19 protein-coding genes are annotated in these 20,198 nt (G+C 41.6%); 18 read left to right on the top strand and 1 reads right to left on the bottom strand.

The features are described 5' to 3' along the window. The first annotated feature begins 2 nt into the window (after positions 1-2). From coaBC to spoVM, 12 genes are all read left to right on the top strand, one after another. Positions 3-1,202, top strand: coding sequence for a bifunctional phosphopantothenoylcysteine decarboxylase/phosphopantothenate--cysteine ligase CoaBC (gene coaBC / locus MUG87_RS06110; protein ID WP_247086504.1), 1,200 nt, complete (start codon positions 3-5; stop codon positions 1,200-1,202). Continuing rightward, a complete protein-coding gene (priA, locus tag MUG87_RS06105; RefSeq protein ID WP_247086502.1) occupies positions 1,199-3,595 on the top strand; it encodes a primosomal protein N' in 2,397 nt (798 codons plus the stop codon). Before coaBC ends, priA begins: the two co-directional genes overlap by 4 nt. 12 nt (positions 3,596-3,607) lie before the next feature. Beyond that, positions 3,608-4,075, top strand: a complete 468-nt coding sequence (def, locus tag MUG87_RS06100; RefSeq protein ID WP_247086500.1) for a peptide deformylase — start codon at positions 3,608-3,610, stop codon at positions 4,073-4,075. A 14-nt stretch (positions 4,076-4,089) separates the two neighbouring features. Then, positions 4,090-5,031 carry a methionyl-tRNA formyltransferase gene (fmt, locus tag MUG87_RS06095; RefSeq protein WP_247086498.1) on the top strand — a complete coding sequence of 314 codons (942 nt, stop codon included), beginning with the start codon at positions 4,090-4,092 and terminating at the stop codon, positions 5,029-5,031. Then, positions 5,028-6,362: a 16S rRNA (cytosine(967)-C(5))-methyltransferase RsmB gene (rsmB, locus tag MUG87_RS06090; protein WP_247086496.1), complete on the top strand. Its 1,335-nt coding sequence runs from the start codon at positions 5,028-5,030 to the stop codon at positions 6,360-6,362. The genes fmt and rsmB overlap by 4 nt, the downstream gene beginning before the upstream one ends. A gap of 1 nt (position 6,363) precedes the next feature. After that, complete coding sequence (gene rlmN, locus MUG87_RS06085) at positions 6,364-7,437, top strand: dual-specificity RNA methyltransferase RlmN (RefSeq protein WP_247086494.1); 1,074 nt, start codon at positions 6,364-6,366, stop codon at positions 7,435-7,437. A 4-nt stretch (positions 7,438-7,441) separates the two neighbouring features. Then, on the top strand, positions 7,442-8,191 hold the full coding sequence (locus MUG87_RS06080; RefSeq protein ID WP_247086492.1) for a Stp1/IreP family PP2C-type Ser/Thr phosphatase: 750 nt from the start codon (positions 7,442-7,444) through the stop codon (positions 8,189-8,191). Continuing rightward, a complete protein-coding gene (gene pknB, locus MUG87_RS06075; RefSeq protein ID WP_247086490.1) occupies positions 8,188-10,146 on the top strand; it encodes a Stk1 family PASTA domain-containing Ser/Thr kinase in 1,959 nt (652 codons plus the stop codon). Before MUG87_RS06080 ends, pknB begins: the two co-directional genes overlap by 4 nt. Positions 10,147-10,160: 14 nt before the next feature. Next, a complete protein-coding gene (gene rsgA, locus MUG87_RS06070; RefSeq protein WP_247086488.1) occupies positions 10,161-11,042 on the top strand; it encodes a ribosome small subunit-dependent GTPase A in 882 nt (293 codons plus the stop codon). A gap of 2 nt (positions 11,043-11,044) precedes the next feature. After that, positions 11,045-11,689 carry a ribulose-phosphate 3-epimerase gene (rpe, locus tag MUG87_RS06065; RefSeq protein ID WP_247086486.1) on the top strand — a complete coding sequence of 215 codons (645 nt, stop codon included), beginning with the start codon at positions 11,045-11,047 and terminating at the stop codon, positions 11,687-11,689. A gap of 84 nt (positions 11,690-11,773) precedes the next feature. After that, positions 11,774-12,415, top strand: a complete 642-nt coding sequence (locus tag MUG87_RS06060; protein ID WP_247086484.1) for a thiamine diphosphokinase — start codon at positions 11,774-11,776, stop codon at positions 12,413-12,415. Between the two features lie 54 nt (positions 12,416-12,469). Beyond that, the gene (gene spoVM / locus MUG87_RS06055) at positions 12,470-12,550 is read left to right on the top strand and encodes a stage V sporulation protein SpoVM (RefSeq protein WP_247087538.1); all 81 of its coding nucleotides are present in this window, start codon (positions 12,470-12,472) and stop codon (positions 12,548-12,550) included. 157 nt (positions 12,551-12,707) lie between these two features. On the opposite strand, the gene rpmB is transcribed toward spoVM, so the two are convergent. Beyond that, positions 12,708-12,896, bottom strand: a complete 189-nt coding sequence (rpmB, locus tag MUG87_RS06050) for a 50S ribosomal protein L28 (protein ID WP_124563629.1) — start codon at positions 12,894-12,896, stop codon at positions 12,708-12,710. 716 nt (positions 12,897-13,612) lie between these two features. On the opposite strand from rpmB, the gene MUG87_RS06045 reads away from it, so the two are divergent. The 6 genes from MUG87_RS06045 to fapR all read left to right on the top strand — a co-directional run bounded on the left by MUG87_RS06045 (position 13,613) and on the right by fapR (position 20,174). After that, complete coding sequence (locus tag MUG87_RS06045; protein WP_124563630.1) at positions 13,613-13,975, top strand: Asp23/Gls24 family envelope stress response protein; 363 nt, start codon at positions 13,613-13,615, stop codon at positions 13,973-13,975. Positions 13,976-13,998: 23 nt separating this feature from the next. Beyond that, entirely contained in the window at positions 13,999-15,678 is a 1,680-nt protein-coding gene (locus tag MUG87_RS06040; RefSeq protein WP_247086482.1) for a DAK2 domain-containing protein, read from the top strand. Positions 15,679-15,943: 265 nt separating this feature from the next. Further along, positions 15,944-16,606, top strand: coding sequence for an L-serine ammonia-lyase, iron-sulfur-dependent subunit beta (sdaAB, locus tag MUG87_RS06035; protein ID WP_247086480.1), 663 nt, complete (start codon positions 15,944-15,946; stop codon positions 16,604-16,606). Positions 16,607-16,617: 11 nt separating this feature from the next. Continuing rightward, on the top strand, positions 16,618-17,499 hold the full coding sequence (sdaAA, locus tag MUG87_RS06030; RefSeq protein ID WP_247086478.1) for an L-serine ammonia-lyase, iron-sulfur-dependent, subunit alpha: 882 nt from the start codon (positions 16,618-16,620) through the stop codon (positions 17,497-17,499). Further along, entirely contained in the window at positions 17,496-19,532 is a 2,037-nt protein-coding gene (gene recG, locus MUG87_RS06025) for an ATP-dependent DNA helicase RecG (RefSeq protein WP_247086476.1), read from the top strand. Before sdaAA ends, recG begins: the two co-directional genes overlap by 4 nt. 87 nt (positions 19,533-19,619) lie before the next feature. Further along, a complete protein-coding gene (fapR, locus tag MUG87_RS06020; RefSeq protein ID WP_247086474.1) occupies positions 19,620-20,174 on the top strand; it encodes a transcription factor FapR in 555 nt (184 codons plus the stop codon). The last annotated feature ends 24 nt before the right edge of the window (positions 20,175-20,198 follow it).

Below are 20,198 nucleotides of genomic sequence, written 5' to 3'. Positions count from 1 at the left end.
GTATGTTAACTGGAAAAAAGATTTTGCTTTGTGTAACAGGTGGTATTGCAGTATTTAAAGCAGCAGCTTTAACGAGTAAACTCACACAAGCAGGCGCTGCGGTGAAGGTTATGATGACAGAGTCGGCCTGTAGGTTTGTAACACCGCTCACGTTTCAAGCTTTATCACGACATGATGTATATACCGATACATTTGATGAAAAAGATTCATCTGTCATCGCACATATCGATTTGGCAGACTGGGCGGATGTCATCCTTGTTGCACCTGCAACTGCCAATATGGTTGGTAAGTTAGCCAACGGCTTGGCAGATGATATGATTTCTACCACAATATTGGCGGCGACCGCCCCTGTTTGGATTGCTCCTGCTATGAATGTACATATGTACGAACATCCTGCTGTGCAAAAAAATATGCAAACACTGCAGTCGTTCGGTTATCGTTTCATAGAACCGGGAGAAGGCTTTCTTGCTTGCGGTTATGTCGCGAAGGGGCGTTTGGAGGAACCAGAAACGATCGTAGCTTATTTGCAGGAATTTTTTAATGAGAAGCCTTTGCAGGGAAAACAGATCATTGTAACAGCAGGACCGACACGCGAGAAAATAGATCCCGTTCGATTCATGACAAACTTTTCGACTGGGAAAATGGGCTATGCAATTGCTAGTGAAGCAGCAGCAATGGGCGCGAATGTCCTATTAGTGACCGGACCTACAGCACTTCCGGTCCCTGCCGGTGTTGAGGTCAAGCGAGTTGAGTCAGCCGCAGATATGCTGCATGCGGTTTTATCTCGATATCATCAAGTGGACGCAGTCATAAAAACAGCAGCAGTAGCGGATTATCGTCCTAAGGTTATGCATAGTGACAAGTTAAAGAAGCGAGATGGAGAGCTTACGATAGAGTTAGAACGCACAACAGATATTTTACGAACGCTGGGGGAGAAAAAAGAGCGGCAAATTTTAATCGGATTTGCTGCTGAAACAAAGGATGTTGCGTCGTATGCAAAAGAAAAGTTACAAACGAAGCATTTAGACATGATTGTCGCAAATGATATAAAGGCAGAAGGTGCCGGATTTGGAACAGACACAAACATTGTAACAATGTATAAGAGAAACGGGGAGAGCATTGTCTTGCCGCTTTTGCCGAAAGTGGAAGTTGCAAGGCATATCTTGCATGAGCTAAAGGAAATGCTGGAGGAAGAAAAATGAAGGCCGCTCGTATTATTGTAGATGTACCAGCGCGTCAAACTGATCGCCCCTTCGACTACAAGATACCAAGCAAGTGGGACGCTTTTGTTCAAGTTGGTATGCGTGTGATTGTGCCTTTTGGACCAAGAAAGCTGCAGGGCTTTATCATTGATATTCGAGAGGTAGAAGAAAGCGAAAATATGAAGCTAAAAGAAGTTGAAGAGCTTCTTGACTTAACGCCAGTTTTAAACGAAGAACTGCTCGGTCTTGGCTTTTGGCTAAAAGAAGAAACGCTTTGCTTCACCATCTCAGCGTTTCAGGCTATGCTGCCGGCCGCTATTAAATCCGTGTATCAAAAGCGTCTGATTTTGAGGAATGAGACATCGAATGAACTGCAGACGTTGTTTGGAGAGAAAGATTCAATAGCGTGGAAGGATTTACCCGAAGCGTTGTATCGCGCTGTGAAAGCTGCGATTGCGGCGGAAGAAATTGAAGTGGTATATGATGTGAAGGATCGGGTACAAAGAAAAAGGCAGCGCGTAATTGGACCGGCAGCCTCCGAACGTACATTGGAAGAATTGGCAGCGAGCGTCCGTAGTGCTAAGCAACAAGATGTTCTGTATTATTTTATCGAAAATCATCAAGAGGTAGCGGCACATACTCTTAAAGAAGAGCTTAGCATGACAGATGCACCGATTAAAGCGCTTGTCAAAAAAGGCATACTATATGAAAAAGAGATTGAAGTGTATCGAAATCCCTATGATGATGAGCAGTTTGAGCGTACAAAGCCATTTCCATTGACCGTTGAGCAGCAAGCCGCCATTGCCCCGATTTTGTCTACTATTGAAAACGAGCAACAACGTACCTTTTTGATGTACGGTGTGACGGGAAGTGGCAAAACAGAAGTATATTTGCAATCCATTGAAGCGGTTTTACAGAAGGGAAAAGAAGCGATTATGCTGGTGCCGGAAATTTCGCTTACGCCTCAAATGGTAGAGCGGTTTAAAGGGCGTTTCGGTTCACAAGTGGCTGTACTCCACAGCGCATTGTCTGCTGGAGAAAAGTACGATGAGTGGCGAAAAATACAACGCAAGGAAGTGCGCGTTGTTGTGGGAGCACGATCGGCTGTATTTGCTCCATTCGAAAATCTGGGAATCATTATCATTGACGAGGAGCATGAGTCAAGCTATAAGCAAGAAGATAATCCGCGTTATCATGCAAGAGATGTAGCAATTCGCCGCAGTGAATATCATCGTTGCCCCGTGATTCTAGGGAGTGCAACTCCGACTCTTGAATCCTTTGCGCGTGCATCAAAAGGTGTATACACATTATTGACGATGACCAAGCGAATGAATGAACAAGCGCTGCCCAGCGTGGAAATTGTGGATATGCGTGAAGAGCTTAGAGAGGGTAATCGTTCTATGTTTTCGACGCTCCTTCATGAAAAGATTGCCGATCGTTTGCAAAAGCAAGAGCAAATTGTGTTGTTTTTAAATCGAAGAGGCCATTCTACATTTGTGATGTGCCGTGATTGCGGGTATGTAATGCAATGTCCGCACTGTGATATATCATTAACGTATCACCGGGCAACGCAGCGGTTGAAATGTCATTATTGCAGCCATGAAGAGTTTCTCCCTAAAGCCTGTCCAACCTGTCAAAGCCAATATATTCGTTTTTTTGGAACGGGTACACAAAAAGTTGAGGAAGAATTGACAAAGCTATTTCCACAGGCACGTGTGATTCGCATGGATGTAGATACAACAAGTAAAAAAGGGGCACACGAGAAATTATTGACTGCCTTTGGACAAAAAAAAGCAGATATTTTACTTGGTACACAAATGATTGCTAAAGGCTTGGATTTCCCAGATGTTACTCTTGTAGGCGTGTTGACGGCGGACACGATGCTTCATCTCCCTGATTTTCGGGCTAGTGAAAAAACATATCAGCTCCTTACACAGGTAAGTGGACGAGCAGGAAGACATCATTTGCCAGGAGAAGTCGTTATTCAAACGTATACACCGGAACATTACAGTGTACAGCTAGCAAAGAAGCAGCAGTATGATACATTTTTTGAACAAGAAATGCATATTCGAAAGCTGCATCAGTATCCGCCTTACTATTATTTAACGCTGATTACAGTATCCCATCCTAATTTACTGCAGGCTGTACAAGTTACAGAAAAAATTACAGCTATGTTGCGACAAAAATGTACGCCGCAAACCATTATTCTTGGTCCGGTCGCTTCACCGATCGCAAGGGTAAAAGATAGATATCGCTACCAATGCATGATAAAATACAAACGGGAACCAGGATTAAAGGAAGTATTGCGCTTTATTAATGAGCATTATCAAACTGCTATGATAAAGGAGCAATTACAAATATCAATCGATTTTAACCCAACTATGTTAATGTAAGTGGAGGAACACATGGCAATCTTAGAGATTATAAAGCACCCAAATGCGGTACTGGAAACCCCTTGCGACCGCGTTTTGGATTTTGATAAAAAACTGGTAAAGCTGCTTCAGGACATGTATGATACGATGGTTGCAGCAGATGGTGTAGGTTTAGCTGCACCACAAGTCGGCATTTCCAAGCAAATTGCGATTGTTGAAGCAGACGATAATGGTCGTATCGATTTAATTAATCCGGTTATTTTAGAAGCGCGCGGCGAGCAAGTGGGTCCGGAGGGCTGTTTAAGTTTTCCGGACTTATACGGAGACGTGCCGAGGGCTGAATATGTAAAAGTTCGTGCGCAAAACAAGCGTGGTAAAATATTTGTTTTAGAAGCACGCGGCTTTTTAGCACGTGCCATTCAACATGAAATTGATCATTTGAACGGTGTATTATTTACTTCCAAAGTAACAAAGTATTATGAGTCGGAAGAGCTGGAGTAGAAAGAGGGATATACATGGCTAAAATTGTATTTATGGGAACGCCGGATTTTTCTGTACCGGTGCTGCGTCAGATTATTACAGATGGACATGAAGTCATTGGAGTCGTTACACAACCGGATCGTCCGGTAGGGCGTAAAAAGGTAATGACAGCACCTCCTGTAAAGGTAGAAGCGGAAAAACATGGCATCCCGGTTTTGCAACCTTTAAGAATTCGTGAGCAAGGGGAGTACGAAAAAGTATTGGCGCTTCAGCCTGATCTAATCGTCACCGCAGCGTTTGGTCAAATTTTACCGAAAGAGATATTAGAAGCACCGCAGTATGGGTGTATTAATGTACATGCTTCTTTATTGCCAGAGCTTCGCGGTGGCGCACCTATTCACTACTCAATCATTCAAGGAAAAGAAAAAACAGGTATTACCATCATGTATATGGTTGAAAAATTGGATGCGGGTGATATTTTAACGCAAGTGGAAGTGCCAATTACAGAACGTGAAACAGTGGGCACCCTACATGACAAGTTGAGCAAAGCGGGTGCTGCATTGTTGTCCCAAACCCTACCGCTTTTACTAGAAGGAAAGCTTACCCCTGTACCACAGCGCGAGGAAGAAGCAACATTTGCGTATAATATTAAACGCGAGCAAGAAAAAATCAATTGGGGGCAGCCAGGAGAGGCGATTTACAACCAGATTCGAGGCATGCATCCATGGCCGGTTGCTTATACAACCTTAAACGGTCAAGTGATCAAGGTTTGGTGGGGCGAGAAGATTGCGACTTCAGAAGAGAGAGAGCCGGGCACTGTCCTTGCTCTAGAGGCAGATGGTGTTGTAATTGCAACAGGAAATACAACTGCAATTAAAATTACTGATTTGCAACCTGCTGGTAAGAAGCGCATGGACGGCAGTCAATTTTTGCGTGGCACGCAAATTGAAATCGGTATGAAGGCGGGAGAAGAATGACGAATAACGTGCGCGAACTTGCGCTCGAAGGCTTAATGCAAATTGAGAAAAATGGTGCATACAGTAATCTTCTTTTGAACAACATTATTGAAAAAAGCAACCTTGCCAGTAAAGATGTTGGATTACTAACCGAGATTGTATACGGAACTGTGCAAAGGCGAGATGCTCTAGATTTTTATCTGCAGCCATTTTTACGAAAAAAGGTAGAGCCATGGGTAAAAGTGTTATTGAGACTATCTCTATATCAAATGGAGTTTTTAGATCGTGTTCCTGCACATGCCGTTATTAATGAAGCAGTTGAAATTGCCAAAAAGCGAGGCCATAAAGGGATTGGCGCGATGGTTAATGGAGTACTTCGTTCGGTTCAGAGAGAGGGTGTACCTTCTCTAGAACATATCAAAAATCCGGCGGAGCGTTTGGCTATTCAGACAAGTCATCCACAATGGCTCGTTGAACAATGGATAGAAGCATACGGATTTGATACTGCACAGCGGATATGTGAAACGAACTTGCTTCCTCCGCTGTCTACGGCTCGTGTCAATGTTTCCAAAACGACAGTTGAAGAAGTTATTGAGATGCTTACTGCTGAAGGAGTTGAAGCGGAACGAGGCAGCTTATCAGAAGATGCGATTCAAATCAAAAGAGGTAATGTAGCACACACCAAGGCTTTTCAAGAAGGCTACGTGTCTGTGCAAGACGAAAGTTCAATGCTGGTTGCTCGTGCTCTTGGTCCAGAACAGGGAGATTATATACTCGACACGTGTGCGGCACCTGGTGGGAAAACCTCACATATCGCCGAGCGTTTGCTAGGCACGGGACATGTTGTATCACTGGATTTACACCCTCACAAAGTTCGGTTGATTCAAGCGCAAGCAAGACGCTTGCACTTGACAAATGTAGAAGCGCAGGCTCTTGATGCCCGGAAGGTAGGAGAAAAGTTTCAGAGTGAAACTTTTGATAAAATTTTAATTGATGCACCTTGCTCTGGGTTTGGGGTTATTCGCCGAAAGCCTGATATTAAACTGGGTAAAACAGAGGCTGATAGTGAAAGATTGGCGAAGATTCAGCTCGATATTTTAGAGGCAGCTGCCCCGCTTCTGAAAAAGAACGGGCGTCTTGTATATAGTACATGTACTATTGGTTCAACAGAAAATGAAGATGTCATACAAACATTTTTAAACAAACATCCAGAATATGAGATAGATAACACTATGCAAGAAAGATTGCCTCCTTCCTTGAAGTCATATATCGGCAAGGGAGATGTGCAAATCTTACCGCACTATTTTCTCACGGACGGATTTTATATAGCTTGTCTACGAAAGAAGGTATAACATGAAAACAACAAAACAAGATTTGAACAAAAAGCCATCCGTGTATTCTTTTGAATTACAAGGGCTACAAGAGTGGATGAAAGAAAATGATGAGCCCGCATTTCGTGCTGCTCAAGTTTTTGATTGGCTGTACAAAAAGCGAGTAGGTTCTTTTGAAGAAATGACGAACCTTGGAAAGGAATTGCGCGATAAATTGTCGAATTCCTTTGAGATTACGACTTTAAAAACGCTTGTAAAGCAAGTGTCATCTGATGGTACCATTAAATTCTTATTTGAGTTGTACGATGGATATTCAATTGAAACAGTATTAATGCGTCACGAATATGGAAACTCTGTTTGTGTGACAACGCAGGTTGGCTGCCGCATTGGTTGTACGTTTTGCGCTTCTACACTTGGGGGCTTAAAGCGCAATTTAGAAGCAGGTGAAATTGTGGCACAAGTAGTAGAAGTACAGCGTGCGATTGACGAAGAAGAAAGTCGTGTGAGCTCTGTAGTTGTAATGGGTATTGGTGAGCCATTCGATAATTATGATAACTTAATGGCATTTTTACGCATCATTAACCATGAAAAAGGAATTCATATCGGTGCACGTCATATCACGGTTTCCACCAGCGGTATCATTCCTAAAATTTATAAGTTTGCTGATGAGGATATTCAAATCAATTTTGCAATTTCTTTACATGCGCCGAACACGGAGTTGCGTTCAAAGCTGATGCCAATTAACCGTGCTTATAAATTACCTGACCTGATTGAATCCGTAAAGTATTATACAAAAAAAACAGGAAGACGTGTAACGTTTGAATATGGTTTATTTGGCGGCGAGAATGATCAAGTAGAGCATGCAGAAGAATTGGCGCAGCTTTTAAAAGGATTAAAATGTCATGTGAACTTGATCCCGGTAAACTATGTACCAGAGCGAAACTATGTAAGAACACCACGTGAACAAATCTTTAAGTTTGAAAAAACGTTAAAAAATCATGGAATTAATGTAACAATTCGACGCGAACAAGGCCATGACATAGATGCTGCTTGCGGTCAATTGCGAGCGAAGGAGCGCAAAGAAGAGACGAGGTGAGTGCATGAAAACCTTTTTTCTGTCCGATCGGGGGAGAGTACGACAATATAATGAGGACAGTGCCGGCGTATTTAAAAATTTGGACGGAGATATTTTAGCGGTTGTAGCAGACGGCATGGGAGGTCATCGAGCAGGCGATATAGCCAGTTCGATGGCTATCCAATTGTTTCATGATTACTGGGAACAAACCTATAATATGAAAACACCTAAAAAAGCGGAAAAATGGCTTCTGGATTATGTAGAAATTATTAACGAACGAATTTATAAGCATGCCTTTGAAAATCCGGAATGTCAAGGGATGGGAACCACAATTGTAGCTGCAATCTGCACAAATCAGTTTGCAACCATCGGACATGTTGGTGACAGCCGTTGCTATATGGTATCGGAGAATAACATGAGTCTAGTGACAGAAGATCATTCGCTTGTAAATGAGCTTGTGCGACATGGGGAGATATCAAGAGAGGATGCGGAGTCCCATCCTCGTAAGCATGTGCTGTTACGTGCATTGGGGACGGAACAAAAGGTAGAAATTGATGTCAAAACACTTGTTGTGGAGCATGGTGATAGGCTACTTTTATGTTCAGATGGTTTATCGAATAAAGTAACTGTGTCGCAAATGGAAGAAATTTTGCAAACAGGTGATACTTTGCAGGACAAAGGAGTAAAGCTTATTGAAACTGCCAATAATATGGGCGGCGAAGATAATATTACACTCATTCTCGTTGATATAGAGGACGGGGGTGAAGTCATTTGATGATTGGAAAGCGCCTTAATGGTCGATATAAGCTACTAAAAATGATTGGCGGCGGCGGTATGGCCAATGTTTTTTTGGCGCGTGATGCTATCTTAGATCGAGATGTGGCTGTCAAAATATTAAGGCTCGATTATGCCAATAATGAAGAATTTATTAAGCGTTTCCACCGTGAAGCACAATCAGTAACAAGCTTATCCCATCCAAACATCGTAAACATATATGATGTAGGAGAGGAAGATGGTATTTATTATTTGGTTATGGAATATGTGCCAGGACAAACTTTAAAGCAATACATACAACAAAAAGGGATGCTTCCGGTTGCAGAAGCTTTACATATTATGAAGCAGCTTACTTCTGCTATGGCGCATGCTCATCACTTTGAAATTGTGCATCGTGATTTGAAGCCCCAAAATATCTTAATTCGAGATGATGCGACAGTCAAAGTTACCGATTTTGGGATTGCGACTGCTACAAGCGCAACGACTATCACGCACACCAATTCTGTTCTCGGGTCTGTACATTATTTGTCACCTGAGCAAGCGCGCGGCGGTATAGCAAATAAACAATCCGACTTATATTCACTAGGTATTGTAATGTTTGAGCTATTGACAGGAAGACCGCCTTTTTCAGGTGAGTCTGCTGTGTCGATTGCTTTAAAGCATTTGCAGAATGAAACACCTTCTCCCAAGCGGTGGAATCCGAACATTCCCCAAAGTGTGGAAAATATTATTTTAAGGGCAACAGCAAAAGATCCTTTTCATCGCTATCAATCCGGCGAAGAAATGGAGAATGATATTGTTACAGCGTTAAACCCAGAACGGATTAATGAGCAGCCTTTTAGTGTTCCGCAAGATGAAGATGCAACGAAGCAAATTCCGATCATTCGTGAAGAACTATTTGTAAAAACAGGAATGGATGAGACCATCGTAAATACAGGAAAATTGCCTGTTGAAGTGAAATCGGAAGAGAAATCACAAGCAAAACCGAAAAAAAATTGGTGGAAGCGTGTGTTTATTGTTCTGTTTTTGCTGTTATTAAGTGGGATTGCGGCAGTAACAGTAATTCCAGGGTTATTTGTTCCAAAGAATGTTGAGATTCCAGATGTGGCTGGTGAAACATATGCAGATGCTGTTAATATTTTAAGTAAAAAAGGATTTCAGGTTGCCTCCACGCCAGAGATTGTGTACACAGACGAAGTAACCGAAGGGGAAGTTATTAAAACAAGCCCTGAGGCTGGTCGAGTTGTGAAAGAAAATACAAAGATTACAATTTTTCAATCAGGTGGAAAAAAGAAAAAGAAAATGAAAAATTACATTGGGGAGAGCTATGAAACTGTACGCTCTGAACTTGATAGTACATATGCCAGCGTTGTGTCATATGCACAGGTTAGTGACAAGCCAAAAGGTGAAATTATTGACCAACTTCCTAAATCGGGTGAATTTATTGTAGAAGAAGAACAAGATGTTCGAATTTGGATTAGTGAGGGACCGAAGCGAGTAACGCTTGCAGACTTTACAGGATGGACCGAAAGTAGCGTGCGCAGTTATGCGGCAGAGAGAAAACTAACTCCTGTTGTTACAAAAGAAAATTCAGAGACAGTAGACAAAGGACTGGTGACTTCGCAATCTCCAAAGCCGAATACACCTTTAAAAGAGGGGGAAAGGTTTACTGTAATCATTTCAGATGGACCTAAGGAAAAACCACCGAAAACCGTGGCTATTGATAATATCCAGGTCCCATACGAACCAGAAGTACCTGGACAAGCGCAAACAATTGAGATATACAAGGAAGATTTAGATAATACTATGGCAAAGCCAGTAGAAACGAGAACAATTACAGCGCCTGTTACAATTTCATTAAAGCTGACCGTACCGTACGGCAAATCAGCGCGCTACAAGATTGTTAGGGACGGAAAGACATTTATAGAAAAAGATGTTCCGTATCCGTATGATTAACAAGGAGTGAGTGTATGCCTGAGGGAAAAATTATCAAAGCATTAAGCGGATTTTATTATGTCGCGCACGAAGGAGGCATTACGCAATGCCGGGGGCGCGGTGTATTCCGCAAAAATAAAATTACCCCTCTTGTCGGCGATTATGTTGTATTTCAGGCAGAAAACGAAACAGATGGTTATATTTTAGAGGTAGGAGAGAGGAAGAATGAGCTTGTACGTCCTCCTATTGCTAATGTAGATCAAGCGATCCTTGTCTTTTCTGCCGTAGAACCGGATTTTAGCACGACTCTATTAGATCGTTTTTTGACACTGATTGAGTTCAATTTCATTGAGCCTATTATTTGTATTAGTAAGATGGATTTAATAGATGAAGCGCGATTGCCTGATATCCAGGCATATGCAGCGGATTATGAAAGAATGGGCTACCGGGTTATATTTACTTCAACAACAATGCAAGACAGTGTGGATCGATTATGGCCCCTTTTACGAAATAAAGTATCAGTTGTGGCTGGGCAGTCAGGTGTGGGTAAATCATCGTTATTGAATCAATTACGTCCTGAACTTGCACTAAAAACAAGTGGTATTTCATCGCATCTTGGGCGTGGTAAGCATACGACAAGGCATGTAGAGCTCATTGAGGTTGGAGCAGGCCTTGTTGCTGATACACCAGGCTTTAGTTCTCTAGATTTTACAGATATGAGCGTTGAAGATTTAACGGATTGTTTTCCAGAGTTCAAGTTGCGTAAGCACGCTTGTAAATTTAGAGGATGTACCCATTTGGCCGAACCAAAATGTGCTGTGAAAGCAGCGGTAGAAAACGGAGAAATTCCTTCTTATCGTTATGAGCACTATACACAATTTGTACAAGAAATAAGAGATAGAAAGCCGAGGTATTAACCATGATTAAAATTGCACCTTCTATTTTATCAGCAGACTTTGCAAAATTGGGTGAAGAAGTGCGAGAGGTAGAGCGTGGCGGAGCAGATTATATACATGTAGATGTCATGGATGGTCACTTTGTACCTAATATTACGATTGGACCGCTTATTGTTGAGGCAATCAGACCAGTTACAAATCTACCCTTGGATGTCCATCTGATGATTGAAAATCCGGATGCTTATATCGAAACATTTGCTAAGGCAGGAGCAGATATTATCACTGTACATGTAGAAGCGTGTCCGCATCTTCACAGAACTATTCAACTTATTAAATCATACGGTGTGAAAGCTGGGGTAGTTTTAAACCCTCATACCCCTGTATCAATGATTGAACATATTATCGATGAAGTAGATATGGTTCTTTTAATGACTGTTAACCCAGGCTTTGGAGGTCAGACGTTCATTGCATCAGTTTTACCAAAGATTGAGCAGGTGGCGGATATGGTCAGAGAACGTGGTTTAAACGTAGAAATTGAAGTAGACGGCGGTGTAAATACTGAGACGGCAAAGCTTTGTGTAGAAGCGGGAGCCAACGTCCTAGTTGCAGGCTCAGCTGTCTACAACAAAACGGATCGTGTCGAAGCAATTCGCAGTCTACGCGGTTAAAGAAGAGGGTGCCTCAAACAATGATGGGGGCATCCTCTTTGATATGCATTGAAATGAGTGCTTCCGAATACTAAGGAGAATGACATGAAAATATTCCATATTTTGGCAGGTGGACCTGTCGATCATTATCCAGACTTCTCTTATTACGAAAATGATGATGTGCAGTGGGTGGCTGCGGATCGAGGGGTGTTTTATTTGCTGCAGCGAAATATCACGCCTATTGCAGCTTTCGGAGATTACGATTCAGTGTCAGAAGAAGAACTGCGGTGGATGCGTGAACAAACTACTTTACACATTCTGCCGAAGGAAAAAGATGAGACAGATTTAGAGCTCGCAGTAACATGGGCATTGAAACAAAAGCCGGATATCATACGCATCTTCGGAGCAACAGGTGGCAGATTAGATCATGGATTAGCCAATATTCAACTGTTGGTGAGAAGTTTAGATGTTGAAACAGAAATGATACTGGTAGATCATAAAAATGAAATTGGTATAAAACGTGCAGGAACCTATGTAATTGAACAAAATCAACGATTTCCATACATATCTTTCTTGCCTTTAACAGAAACGGTTACAGGCATTACATTACAAGGTTTTAAATATCCTCTTCACAATCAAACCATTCAGTGGGGCTCTACTTTATGTGTAAGTAATGAACTCAGTACTAAAAAAGGTACTTTTTCATTTACGAGCGGCATATTATTGGTGATAAGTAGTACTGATTAATACAATTCTTGTCAACCATACATTATGTGAGCAATGGGGAGTGGGAGGGAAACCATGAGATTTTATACAATTAAATTGCCAAAGTTTCTGGGTGGCCTTGTACGTGCGATGCTGAATACATTTAAAAAAGATTAAAAAAAGCACCGCAAACGGTGCTTTTTTTAATCTTGTGCTGTCTTAAACTCCAACTTGCAAATAATCTCAATCAACATCTAGTTACAGTATATAATAATAATATATACAATAGATTGTCTCAAATAAAAAAGAGCCGAATTTTCCGGCTCTTTTTTTATTATACGCGTTCGATTTTGCCTGATTTCAATGCTCTGGCAGAAACGTAAACACGTTTCACTTTACCGTTCACAACGATGCGAACTTTTTGAAGGTTAGCACCCCATTTACGCTTAGTAGCGTTCATAGCGTGAGAGCGTGAGTTACCAGTGCGAGCTTTTCTTCCTGTAATTGCACATACACGAGCCATCTATATTTCCCTCCTAACTCTACGGAACATACCAAATTTTACATACTCAGTCTGTAAGCTGAAAACACTTCTATAATTTATCACAAGTAGTGAGAGAATGCAATACAGTTAAATAAAGAAATCAAGAAAAATTACTTGACATAACATAGGAGACTATGTTGTATAATAACAATGGACTATTTTGCTTATCATAGTAATAACAGGTGCTAGAATCACACATTAGGTAACGTGTGGCTGTATTGCAAGTAACTTTTATCTAATTTCCTACAGAAGACTCTCACGGCAAGGAATGTGAAGAGATAGCTCAATGAGTAGACGGGAGATGAATGTCGGTAGGTGTTCGCCTGAATTTTTGGTATAATGGGCATCAAACGAATTCAAGCGTGGTTTCTTGTTGCGTAAAGAGAACTTGTCGGGTGGGTGTCGTTCGCCCATATCTTTCAAAAGTCGCAAAGAGGATAAAACAGTGAAATTACAGCACGAAGACTAAGTGAAAACAAAGTTGTAATAGCATGCGAAATTCGTATCAACCGTAGGGACTACGGGGGTAGCCTTCTAAATAACCGATGGTACATCGGTGTTTGTAGGAATCCTGCACTTCAAGCGTTAGCTAAGTGAGGGGAGTTCAAAAAACGAAAATTGGAATTTTTGCCGCAAACAGTATATGATAATGATAGTCTAGCTCACTTTGACTATAACCAAAGGGGGAAACACATATGTCAATCGAAATTAAAACGCAGTACGGTCAAATTGATATCAGCACAGATGTAATTGCAACCATTGCAGGCGGTGCTGCTGTGGATTGCTACGGTATTGTCGGAATGGCTTCCAAAAATCAATTAAAAGACGGACTAACGGAAATCCTAAGAAAAGAAAACTTCACACGCGGGGTTATCGTTCGAAACGAAAACGATGAAGTACATATTGACATGTATATTATTGTAAGCTATGGTACAAAAATCTCAGAAGTAGCACACAATGTGCAAACAAAAGTCAAGTACACATTGGATCAAACAGTAGGACTAGCAGTGGATTCAGTGAACATTTATGTACAGGGCGTTAAAGTAACGAATTTGTGATGTGCAAGTAAGGAGGAAGGTCAGTGTCAATGAAACAAATTGATGGACAGCGTTTTGCGCAAATGATCATACAAGGTGCAAATAACTTAACAAACAACATGAAATTGGTAGATGCGCTGAACGTCTTCCCGGTTCCTGATGGCGATACCGGTACCAATATGAACTTATCCATGACATCGGGCGCCAAGGAAGTAAAAAATAACAGTTCTGATCACGCTGGTAAAGTAGGCGCTAGCTTAGCAAAAGGACTTTTAATGGGTGCTCGTGGTAACTCAGGCGTTATTTTGTCACAGCTATTCCGCGGTCTTTCTAAATCGATTGAACAAAAGGCAGTTCTAACAACAGTTGATTTTGCGCAAGGGTTAGAAGCAGGTGTAGAAACGGCATATAAGGCTGTTATGAAACCGATTGAAGGAACGATTTTGACGGTTGCAAAAGATACAGCAAAAAAGGCTGTGGCTATTGCAAAAAAACAAGATGATTTTGTATTGTTTATGGAAGAAGTTGTTAAAGAAGCAAATGCGTCATTAAACCGTACGCCTGATTTATTGCCTGTACTAAAGCAAGTAGGGGTAGTAGATAGCGGTGGTAAAGGACTTTGTGTTGTATACGAAGGGTTTTTGGCAGAGTTAAAAGGTGAGAAAATTACTTTATCTGCAGGGCAACCTTCTATGGAACAAATGGTACAAACAGAGCATCGCAATGTACAAAGTCATTTAAGTACAGAAGATATCGAATATGGCTATTGCACAGAGTTTATGGTGAAGTTTGATGCTGAGAAGCTTAAACAACATCCATTTTCTGAGGAAAAGTTCCGCAATGATATTAGTGTGTATGGAGATTCTCTTCTAGTTGTTGCTGACGAGGAAATTGTAAAGGTTCATATTCATGCGGAGCATCCTGGCGATGCAATGAACTACGGCCAGCGTTATGGAAGTTTAATCAACATCAAAGTCGAAAACATGCGTGAACAGCACACTCATCTGCTCCATGATGAGGCAGAGGTAATGGCTGCCATGGAGGCATCTAGCAAGCCAAAGGAAAAGCAGCCTTATGGTATTGTTACAGTAGCGATGGGCTCCGGTATTAAAACACTATTTGAAAGCATCGGTGCAACCCAGGTTATTGAAGGCGGCCAAACGATGAATCCAAGCACAGAGGATATCGTAAAAGCAATCGAAGAGGCAAATGCAGAAAAAATTATCATTTTGCCTAACAACAGCAACATTGTTATGGCTGCGCAGCAAGCTGCTTCTGTGGCTGAGGCTGAAGTTATCGTGGTTCCTTCTAAAACAGTACCACAGGGTATGGCGGCCATGCTTGCATTTAATCCGGGGGCGGCCTTGGAAGAAAACGCAGATGCAATGAAAGAAGCATTAGCTCATGTAAAAACAGGGCAAATCACATATGCAGTACGCGATACACAAATGGATGGAATTGATATTAGAAAAGATGATTTTATGGGTATTGCTGAAAGTAAAATTGTAGCGACTGACAAGGATAAAGTGGAAGCTGCGAAAAAATTACTTGTGCGTTTACTGGATGAAGATTCTGAAATTCTAACGATTCTACAAGGTGAAGATGCAACAGACGAAGAAGTGCAAACGTTGCTCACATTTATGGAAGAGGAATTTGAAGACGTTGAAGTTGAGATTCACAAAGGGAATCAACCCCTATACGCCTTTATTTTCTCTGTTGAATAATACAGAAAAGTCTTTCCTTTTAACAGGAGAGACTTTTTTTATGATTTTTGGTTAACAAAGCGACCGTTTCCCTATATACTTATATACGAAATCGCGCCTTATTTTATGGGGAAAGCGTTTTCAAGTGTGACTTTAGGGCTAAGTACTCTTTGTGAAGTGAATGTTGGAGCATTAGTTTCTCCAATATAGTTGTGCTTATGACAAGAGATTGAATTTATCTTGCTGTTTTACAAGTATATAGGGTGAAAATGAGGGAGGAGAAACCGTGAAGTATAAATCTGTATTTGATATTATAGGTCCCATTATGATTGGACCTTCCAGTTCCCATACTGCGGGTGCTGCTAGAATTGGAAGAGTTGCTCGCACGTTGTTTGGCGTTCGTCCTGATAAGGTGGTTGTTTCTTTTTATGGCTCGTTTGCACAGACCTACCGTGGTCATGGTACGGATGTGGCCATTATTGGAGGAATTTTAGACTTTGATACGTACGATCCGCGCATTCCTGAATCCATTGCACTCGCTCAGCAATTAGGGATGGATATTACCTTTGTAGAAGAAGAGGCAATAGTTGATCATCCTAATACAGCTCGAATTTGGATGACAGACGGTCAAAAAGAGATTGAGGTTGTAGGTATCTCTATCGGTGGTGGAAAAATTGAAATTACAGAATTAAATGGATTTGAGTTAAAGCTGAGTGGTATGCACCCGGCTATTTTAGTTGTGCACAATGATAAATATGGTGCCATCTCTTCGGTTACAAATATATTGGCCAAATATCAAATTAATATTGGGCATATGGAAGTGGCTCGTAAAGAGATTGGTAAGACAGCTTTAATGGTAATAGAAGTTGATCATAATATTGAAGAGCATGTTATGCAAGAAATTCAATCTTTACCTAATATTATCCAAGTTACCCGTATGGTAGAATAGGAGGAGCAGGGATGTTCAGAAATGTTGCAGAGTTGGTACAACTTGCAGAAGATGCAGGCATAAAAATTGCAGAAGTAATGATTCAACAAGAAATGCGTGTGACGGGTTTATCACGGGAGGCAGTTTTGGAAAAGATGGATCGAAACCTAACCGTGATGGAGCAAGCGGTTGAACGCGGTTTACAGGGGGTGCAATCTGTTTCAGGCTTAACAGGAGGAGATGCAGTTCTACTGCAGAACTATATTAAAAGTGGTAAAGCGCTATCGGGTAACTTGCTTTTAGATGCTGTGAGTAAAGCGGTAGCGACGAATGAAGTGAACGCTGCAATGGGTACTATTTGTGCTACGCCGACAGCTGGCTCAGCTGGTGTTGTCCCTGGTACGTTGTTTGCTGTGAAAAACAAGCTAAATCCAACGCGTGAACAAATGATTGAGTTTTTATTTACGGCTGGTGCATTTGGCTTTGTTGTTGCAAATAATGCTTCGATTTCAGGTGCAGCAGGAGGCTGTCAGGCGGAAGTTGGTTCAGCGAGTGGTATGGCTGCTGCTGCTATTACCGAAATGGCAGGGGGAACACCGCAACAAAGTGCAGAAGCGATGGCAATTACACTAAAAAATATGCTGGGTCTTGTTTGTGATCCTGTAGCTGGATTGGTAGAGGTTCCTTGTGTGAAGCGAAATGCGATGGGAGCGGCAAACGCGATGGTTGCGGCAGATATGGCTCTAGCAGGTGTAACTAGTAGAATACCGTGTGATGAGGTGATTGATGCAATGTATAGAATTGGTCAAACAATGCCGGTTGCGTTAAGAGAAACAGCGCAAGGGGGGTTAGCGGCTACGCCAACGGGGCGAGCACTGGAAGCGAAAATCTTTGGTGTGTCGCTCAAGAAGTGAGTCTCCAGGATGCGGTTGTAGCTGTTAAAGGTATTGGTGAAGAGACGGCACTACAACTGAATGAAATGGGTATTATTACTGTTAGTGATTTATTACACTATTTACCGTATAGGTATGAAGATTATGCCATGAAAGATTTAGCTGAAGTCAAACATGAAGAACGTGTTACGATAGAAGGCAGGGTTCATAGCCTGCCTCTTTTGCAATATTATGGGAAGAAAAAATCTCGTTTGACGTTTCGTGTGCTTGTAGATCGTTATTTAATCAATGCTGTCTGCTTTAATCGCCCTTATTACAAAGAAAAGCTAAACATGGATGAGGTCGTTACGGTTACAGGAAAGTGGGATCAACACCGACAAACAATATCTGTGACAGAATTGCATTTCGGTTCACTTGCCAAACAGCGTGAGATAGAGCCGGTATACTCTGTAAAAGGAAAAATAACCGTTAAGCAACTACGACGGTATGTATCGCGTGCTTTAGAGCAGTATGAGGATAGTATACAAGATGCTTTACCTGAGGGGTTGCTTTTACGTTATAAATTATGGTCTAGTAGAGAAACGCTGCGCGCGTTGCACTTTCCTCCTGGACAAGAAGAGCTGAAACAAGCGCGGCGACGATTTGTATACGAAGAATTTTTCTTCTTTCAATTAAAAATGCAGGCGCTGCGCAGGATTGAACGAGAACAGTCCGCAGGTATTGCAAAGGTATTTTCCGAATCTGCATTAAATAGATTTGTACAATCCTTACCGTTTCCCTTAACGGGTGCGCAGCAACGCGTTGTATCAGAAATTGTGTCTGATTTGAAATCGCCGTATCGCATGAATCGCTTACTGCAAGGTGATGTAGGTTCAGGTAAAACAGTTGTAGCTGCGATTGGTTTATATGCAGCAAAGCTAGCTGGCTATCAAGGGGCGCTTATGGTTCCTACTGAAATATTAGCGGAACAGCATTTTCATTCGCTAAGAGAATTGTTTCAAGATGCATTGCAAGTACAACTGCTAACAAGTTCAATAAAGGGGACTAAGCGTCGTGAGGTGTTAAGTCAGTTAGCTAACGGAGAGATTGATGTGCTTGTTGGAACGCATGCGCTCATTCAAGATGAAGTAAATTTTGCGCGGCTTGGTTTTGTCATTACGGATGAACAACACCGATTTGGTGTAGCGCAGCGCCGTGTGCTACGAGAGAAAGGTGAACAGCCAGATGTTCTATTTATGACGGCTACCCCTATTCCGCGCACGTTGGCTATTACAGCGTTCGGAGAGATGGATGTGTCGGTTATCGATGAGATGCCTGCCGGAAGAAAAGTTATTGAAACGTACTGGGCAAAACACGATATGTTTGAACGTGTTTTAGCATTCGTGCAAAAGGAAATAGCTAAAGGGCGACAGGCGTATGTGATTTGTCCGCTTATTGAGGAATCAGAGAAGTTAGACGTACAAAATGCAATTGATTTACACAGTATGCTAACTTATCATTTCCGCACGTTTCGAGTTGGCTTGATGCATGGGCGCTTATCTGCACAAGAAAAAGAAACAGTCATGCAGGCGTTTAGTCAAAATGAAATACAAGTCCTAGTGTCTACTACCGTTGTTGAGGTAGGTGTAAACGTACCGAATGCTACTGTGATGGTTATTTATGATGCGGAACGATTCGGGCTTTCACAGCTTCACCAGCTACGTGGCAGGGTAGGGCGTGGTAGTGAACAGTCGTATTGTATCTTAATTGCAGACCCAAAGTCAGAGGTTGGTAAAGAACGCATGCGTATTATGACAGAAACCAATGACGGATTTGTACTTTCTGAAAAAGACTTAGAGTTGCGCGGACCAGGTGATTTCTTTGGCAATAAGCAAAGTGGATTACCGGAATTTAAAATGGCTGATATGGTGCATGATTATCGGGTATTGGAGATAGCGCGAACAGATGCGACATTGCTTGTTAATTCGCGAGCGTTTTGGGAAGACCCTCAATATGAAAGGTTGCGCAAGAATTTAGAAGAAGCTGGTGTGTTTCAGGGTGAAAAACTGGATTAAAAATGAGGGGAAAATTTTTGTTGCATTCTCTCTCGGTAAATCATATACTACTATTAGTACCTAGTCATAAATGGAAGGTGCAGAGACATGAAAAGAACTAAAAAGGAAAGGCAACAACTATTACAGGAAACGATTTCTGAAAATCCGTTCATAACGGATGAAGAGTTGGCTGAAAAGTTTCAGGTCAGCATTCAAACCATTCGGCTAGATCGATTGGAATTATCCATTCCTGAGCTAAGAGAGCGAATTAAAAATGTTGCCGCTAAGCAGTTTGAAGAAAACGTAAAATCTCTATCATTAGAAGAGGTTGTAGGAGAAATTATAGATATAGAAACAGATCGTTACGCAATTTCACTATTTGATGTGAAAGAAGAGCATGTATTCGCAAGAAATTCAATTGCCAGAGGACATCATTTGTTTGCGCAAGCGAATTCACTTGCTGTTGCGGTAATTGATGCAGAAGTTGTCTTAACAGCGAAAGCTAGTATTCAATACGTTAGACCGGTTCGTTTGGGTGAACGTGTTGTTGCTAAAGCGAAAATAAATGAGATAAGTGCAGCCCGAACAATTGTAGAAGTGATAAGCTCTGTTGGTAATGAAACAGTATTTATGGGCACCTTTAATATGCATCGTTCGATGTAGTTTTTACACTCAAAATCAGCGCTG

Source organism: Ectobacillus sp. JY-23, from assembly GCF_023022965.1.
GTDB lineage: Bacteria > Bacillota > Bacilli > Bacillales > Bacillaceae_G > Ectobacillus.
Note: the sequence above shows the minus strand (reverse complement) of the source record. Positions and strands in the feature narration are given on the sequence as shown.

Bases quoted from the DNA above. Each gene is read 5' to 3' on its own strand.
- rsmB (WP_247086496.1), top strand. From the start codon at position 5,028: ATGACGAATAACGTGCGCGAACTTGCGCTCGAAGGCTTAATGCAAATT.
- priA (WP_247086502.1), top strand. From the start codon at position 1,199: ATGAAGGCCGCTCGTATTATTGTAGATGTACCAGCGCGTCAAACTGAT.
- MUG87_RS06045 (WP_124563630.1), top strand. From the start codon at position 13,613: ATGTCAATCGAAATTAAAACGCAGTACGGTCAAATTGATATCAGCACA.
- fapR (WP_247086474.1), top strand. From the start codon at position 19,620: ATGAAAAGAACTAAAAAGGAAAGGCAACAACTATTACAGGAAACGATT.
- rpmB (WP_124563629.1), bottom strand. From the start codon at position 12,896: ATGGCTCGTGTATGTGCAATTACAGGAAGAAAAGCTCGCACTGGTAAC.
- sdaAA (WP_247086478.1), top strand. From the start codon at position 16,618: ATGTTCAGAAATGTTGCAGAGTTGGTACAACTTGCAGAAGATGCAGGC.
- coaBC (WP_247086504.1), top strand. From the start codon at position 3: ATGTTAACTGGAAAAAAGATTTTGCTTTGTGTAACAGGTGGTATTGCA.
- MUG87_RS06060 (WP_247086484.1), top strand. From the start codon at position 11,774: ATGAAAATATTCCATATTTTGGCAGGTGGACCTGTCGATCATTATCCA.
- fmt (WP_247086498.1), top strand. From the start codon at position 4,090: ATGGCTAAAATTGTATTTATGGGAACGCCGGATTTTTCTGTACCGGTG.
- rpe (WP_247086486.1), top strand. From the start codon at position 11,045: ATGATTAAAATTGCACCTTCTATTTTATCAGCAGACTTTGCAAAATTG.
- rsgA (WP_247086488.1), top strand. From the start codon at position 10,161: ATGCCTGAGGGAAAAATTATCAAAGCATTAAGCGGATTTTATTATGTC.
- MUG87_RS06080 (WP_247086492.1), top strand. From the start codon at position 7,442: ATGAAAACCTTTTTTCTGTCCGATCGGGGGAGAGTACGACAATATAAT.
- spoVM (WP_247087538.1), top strand. From the start codon at position 12,470: ATGAGATTTTATACAATTAAATTGCCAAAGTTTCTGGGTGGCCTTGTA.
- def (WP_247086500.1), top strand. From the start codon at position 3,608: ATGGCAATCTTAGAGATTATAAAGCACCCAAATGCGGTACTGGAAACC.
- rlmN (WP_247086494.1), top strand. From the start codon at position 6,364: ATGAAAACAACAAAACAAGATTTGAACAAAAAGCCATCCGTGTATTCT.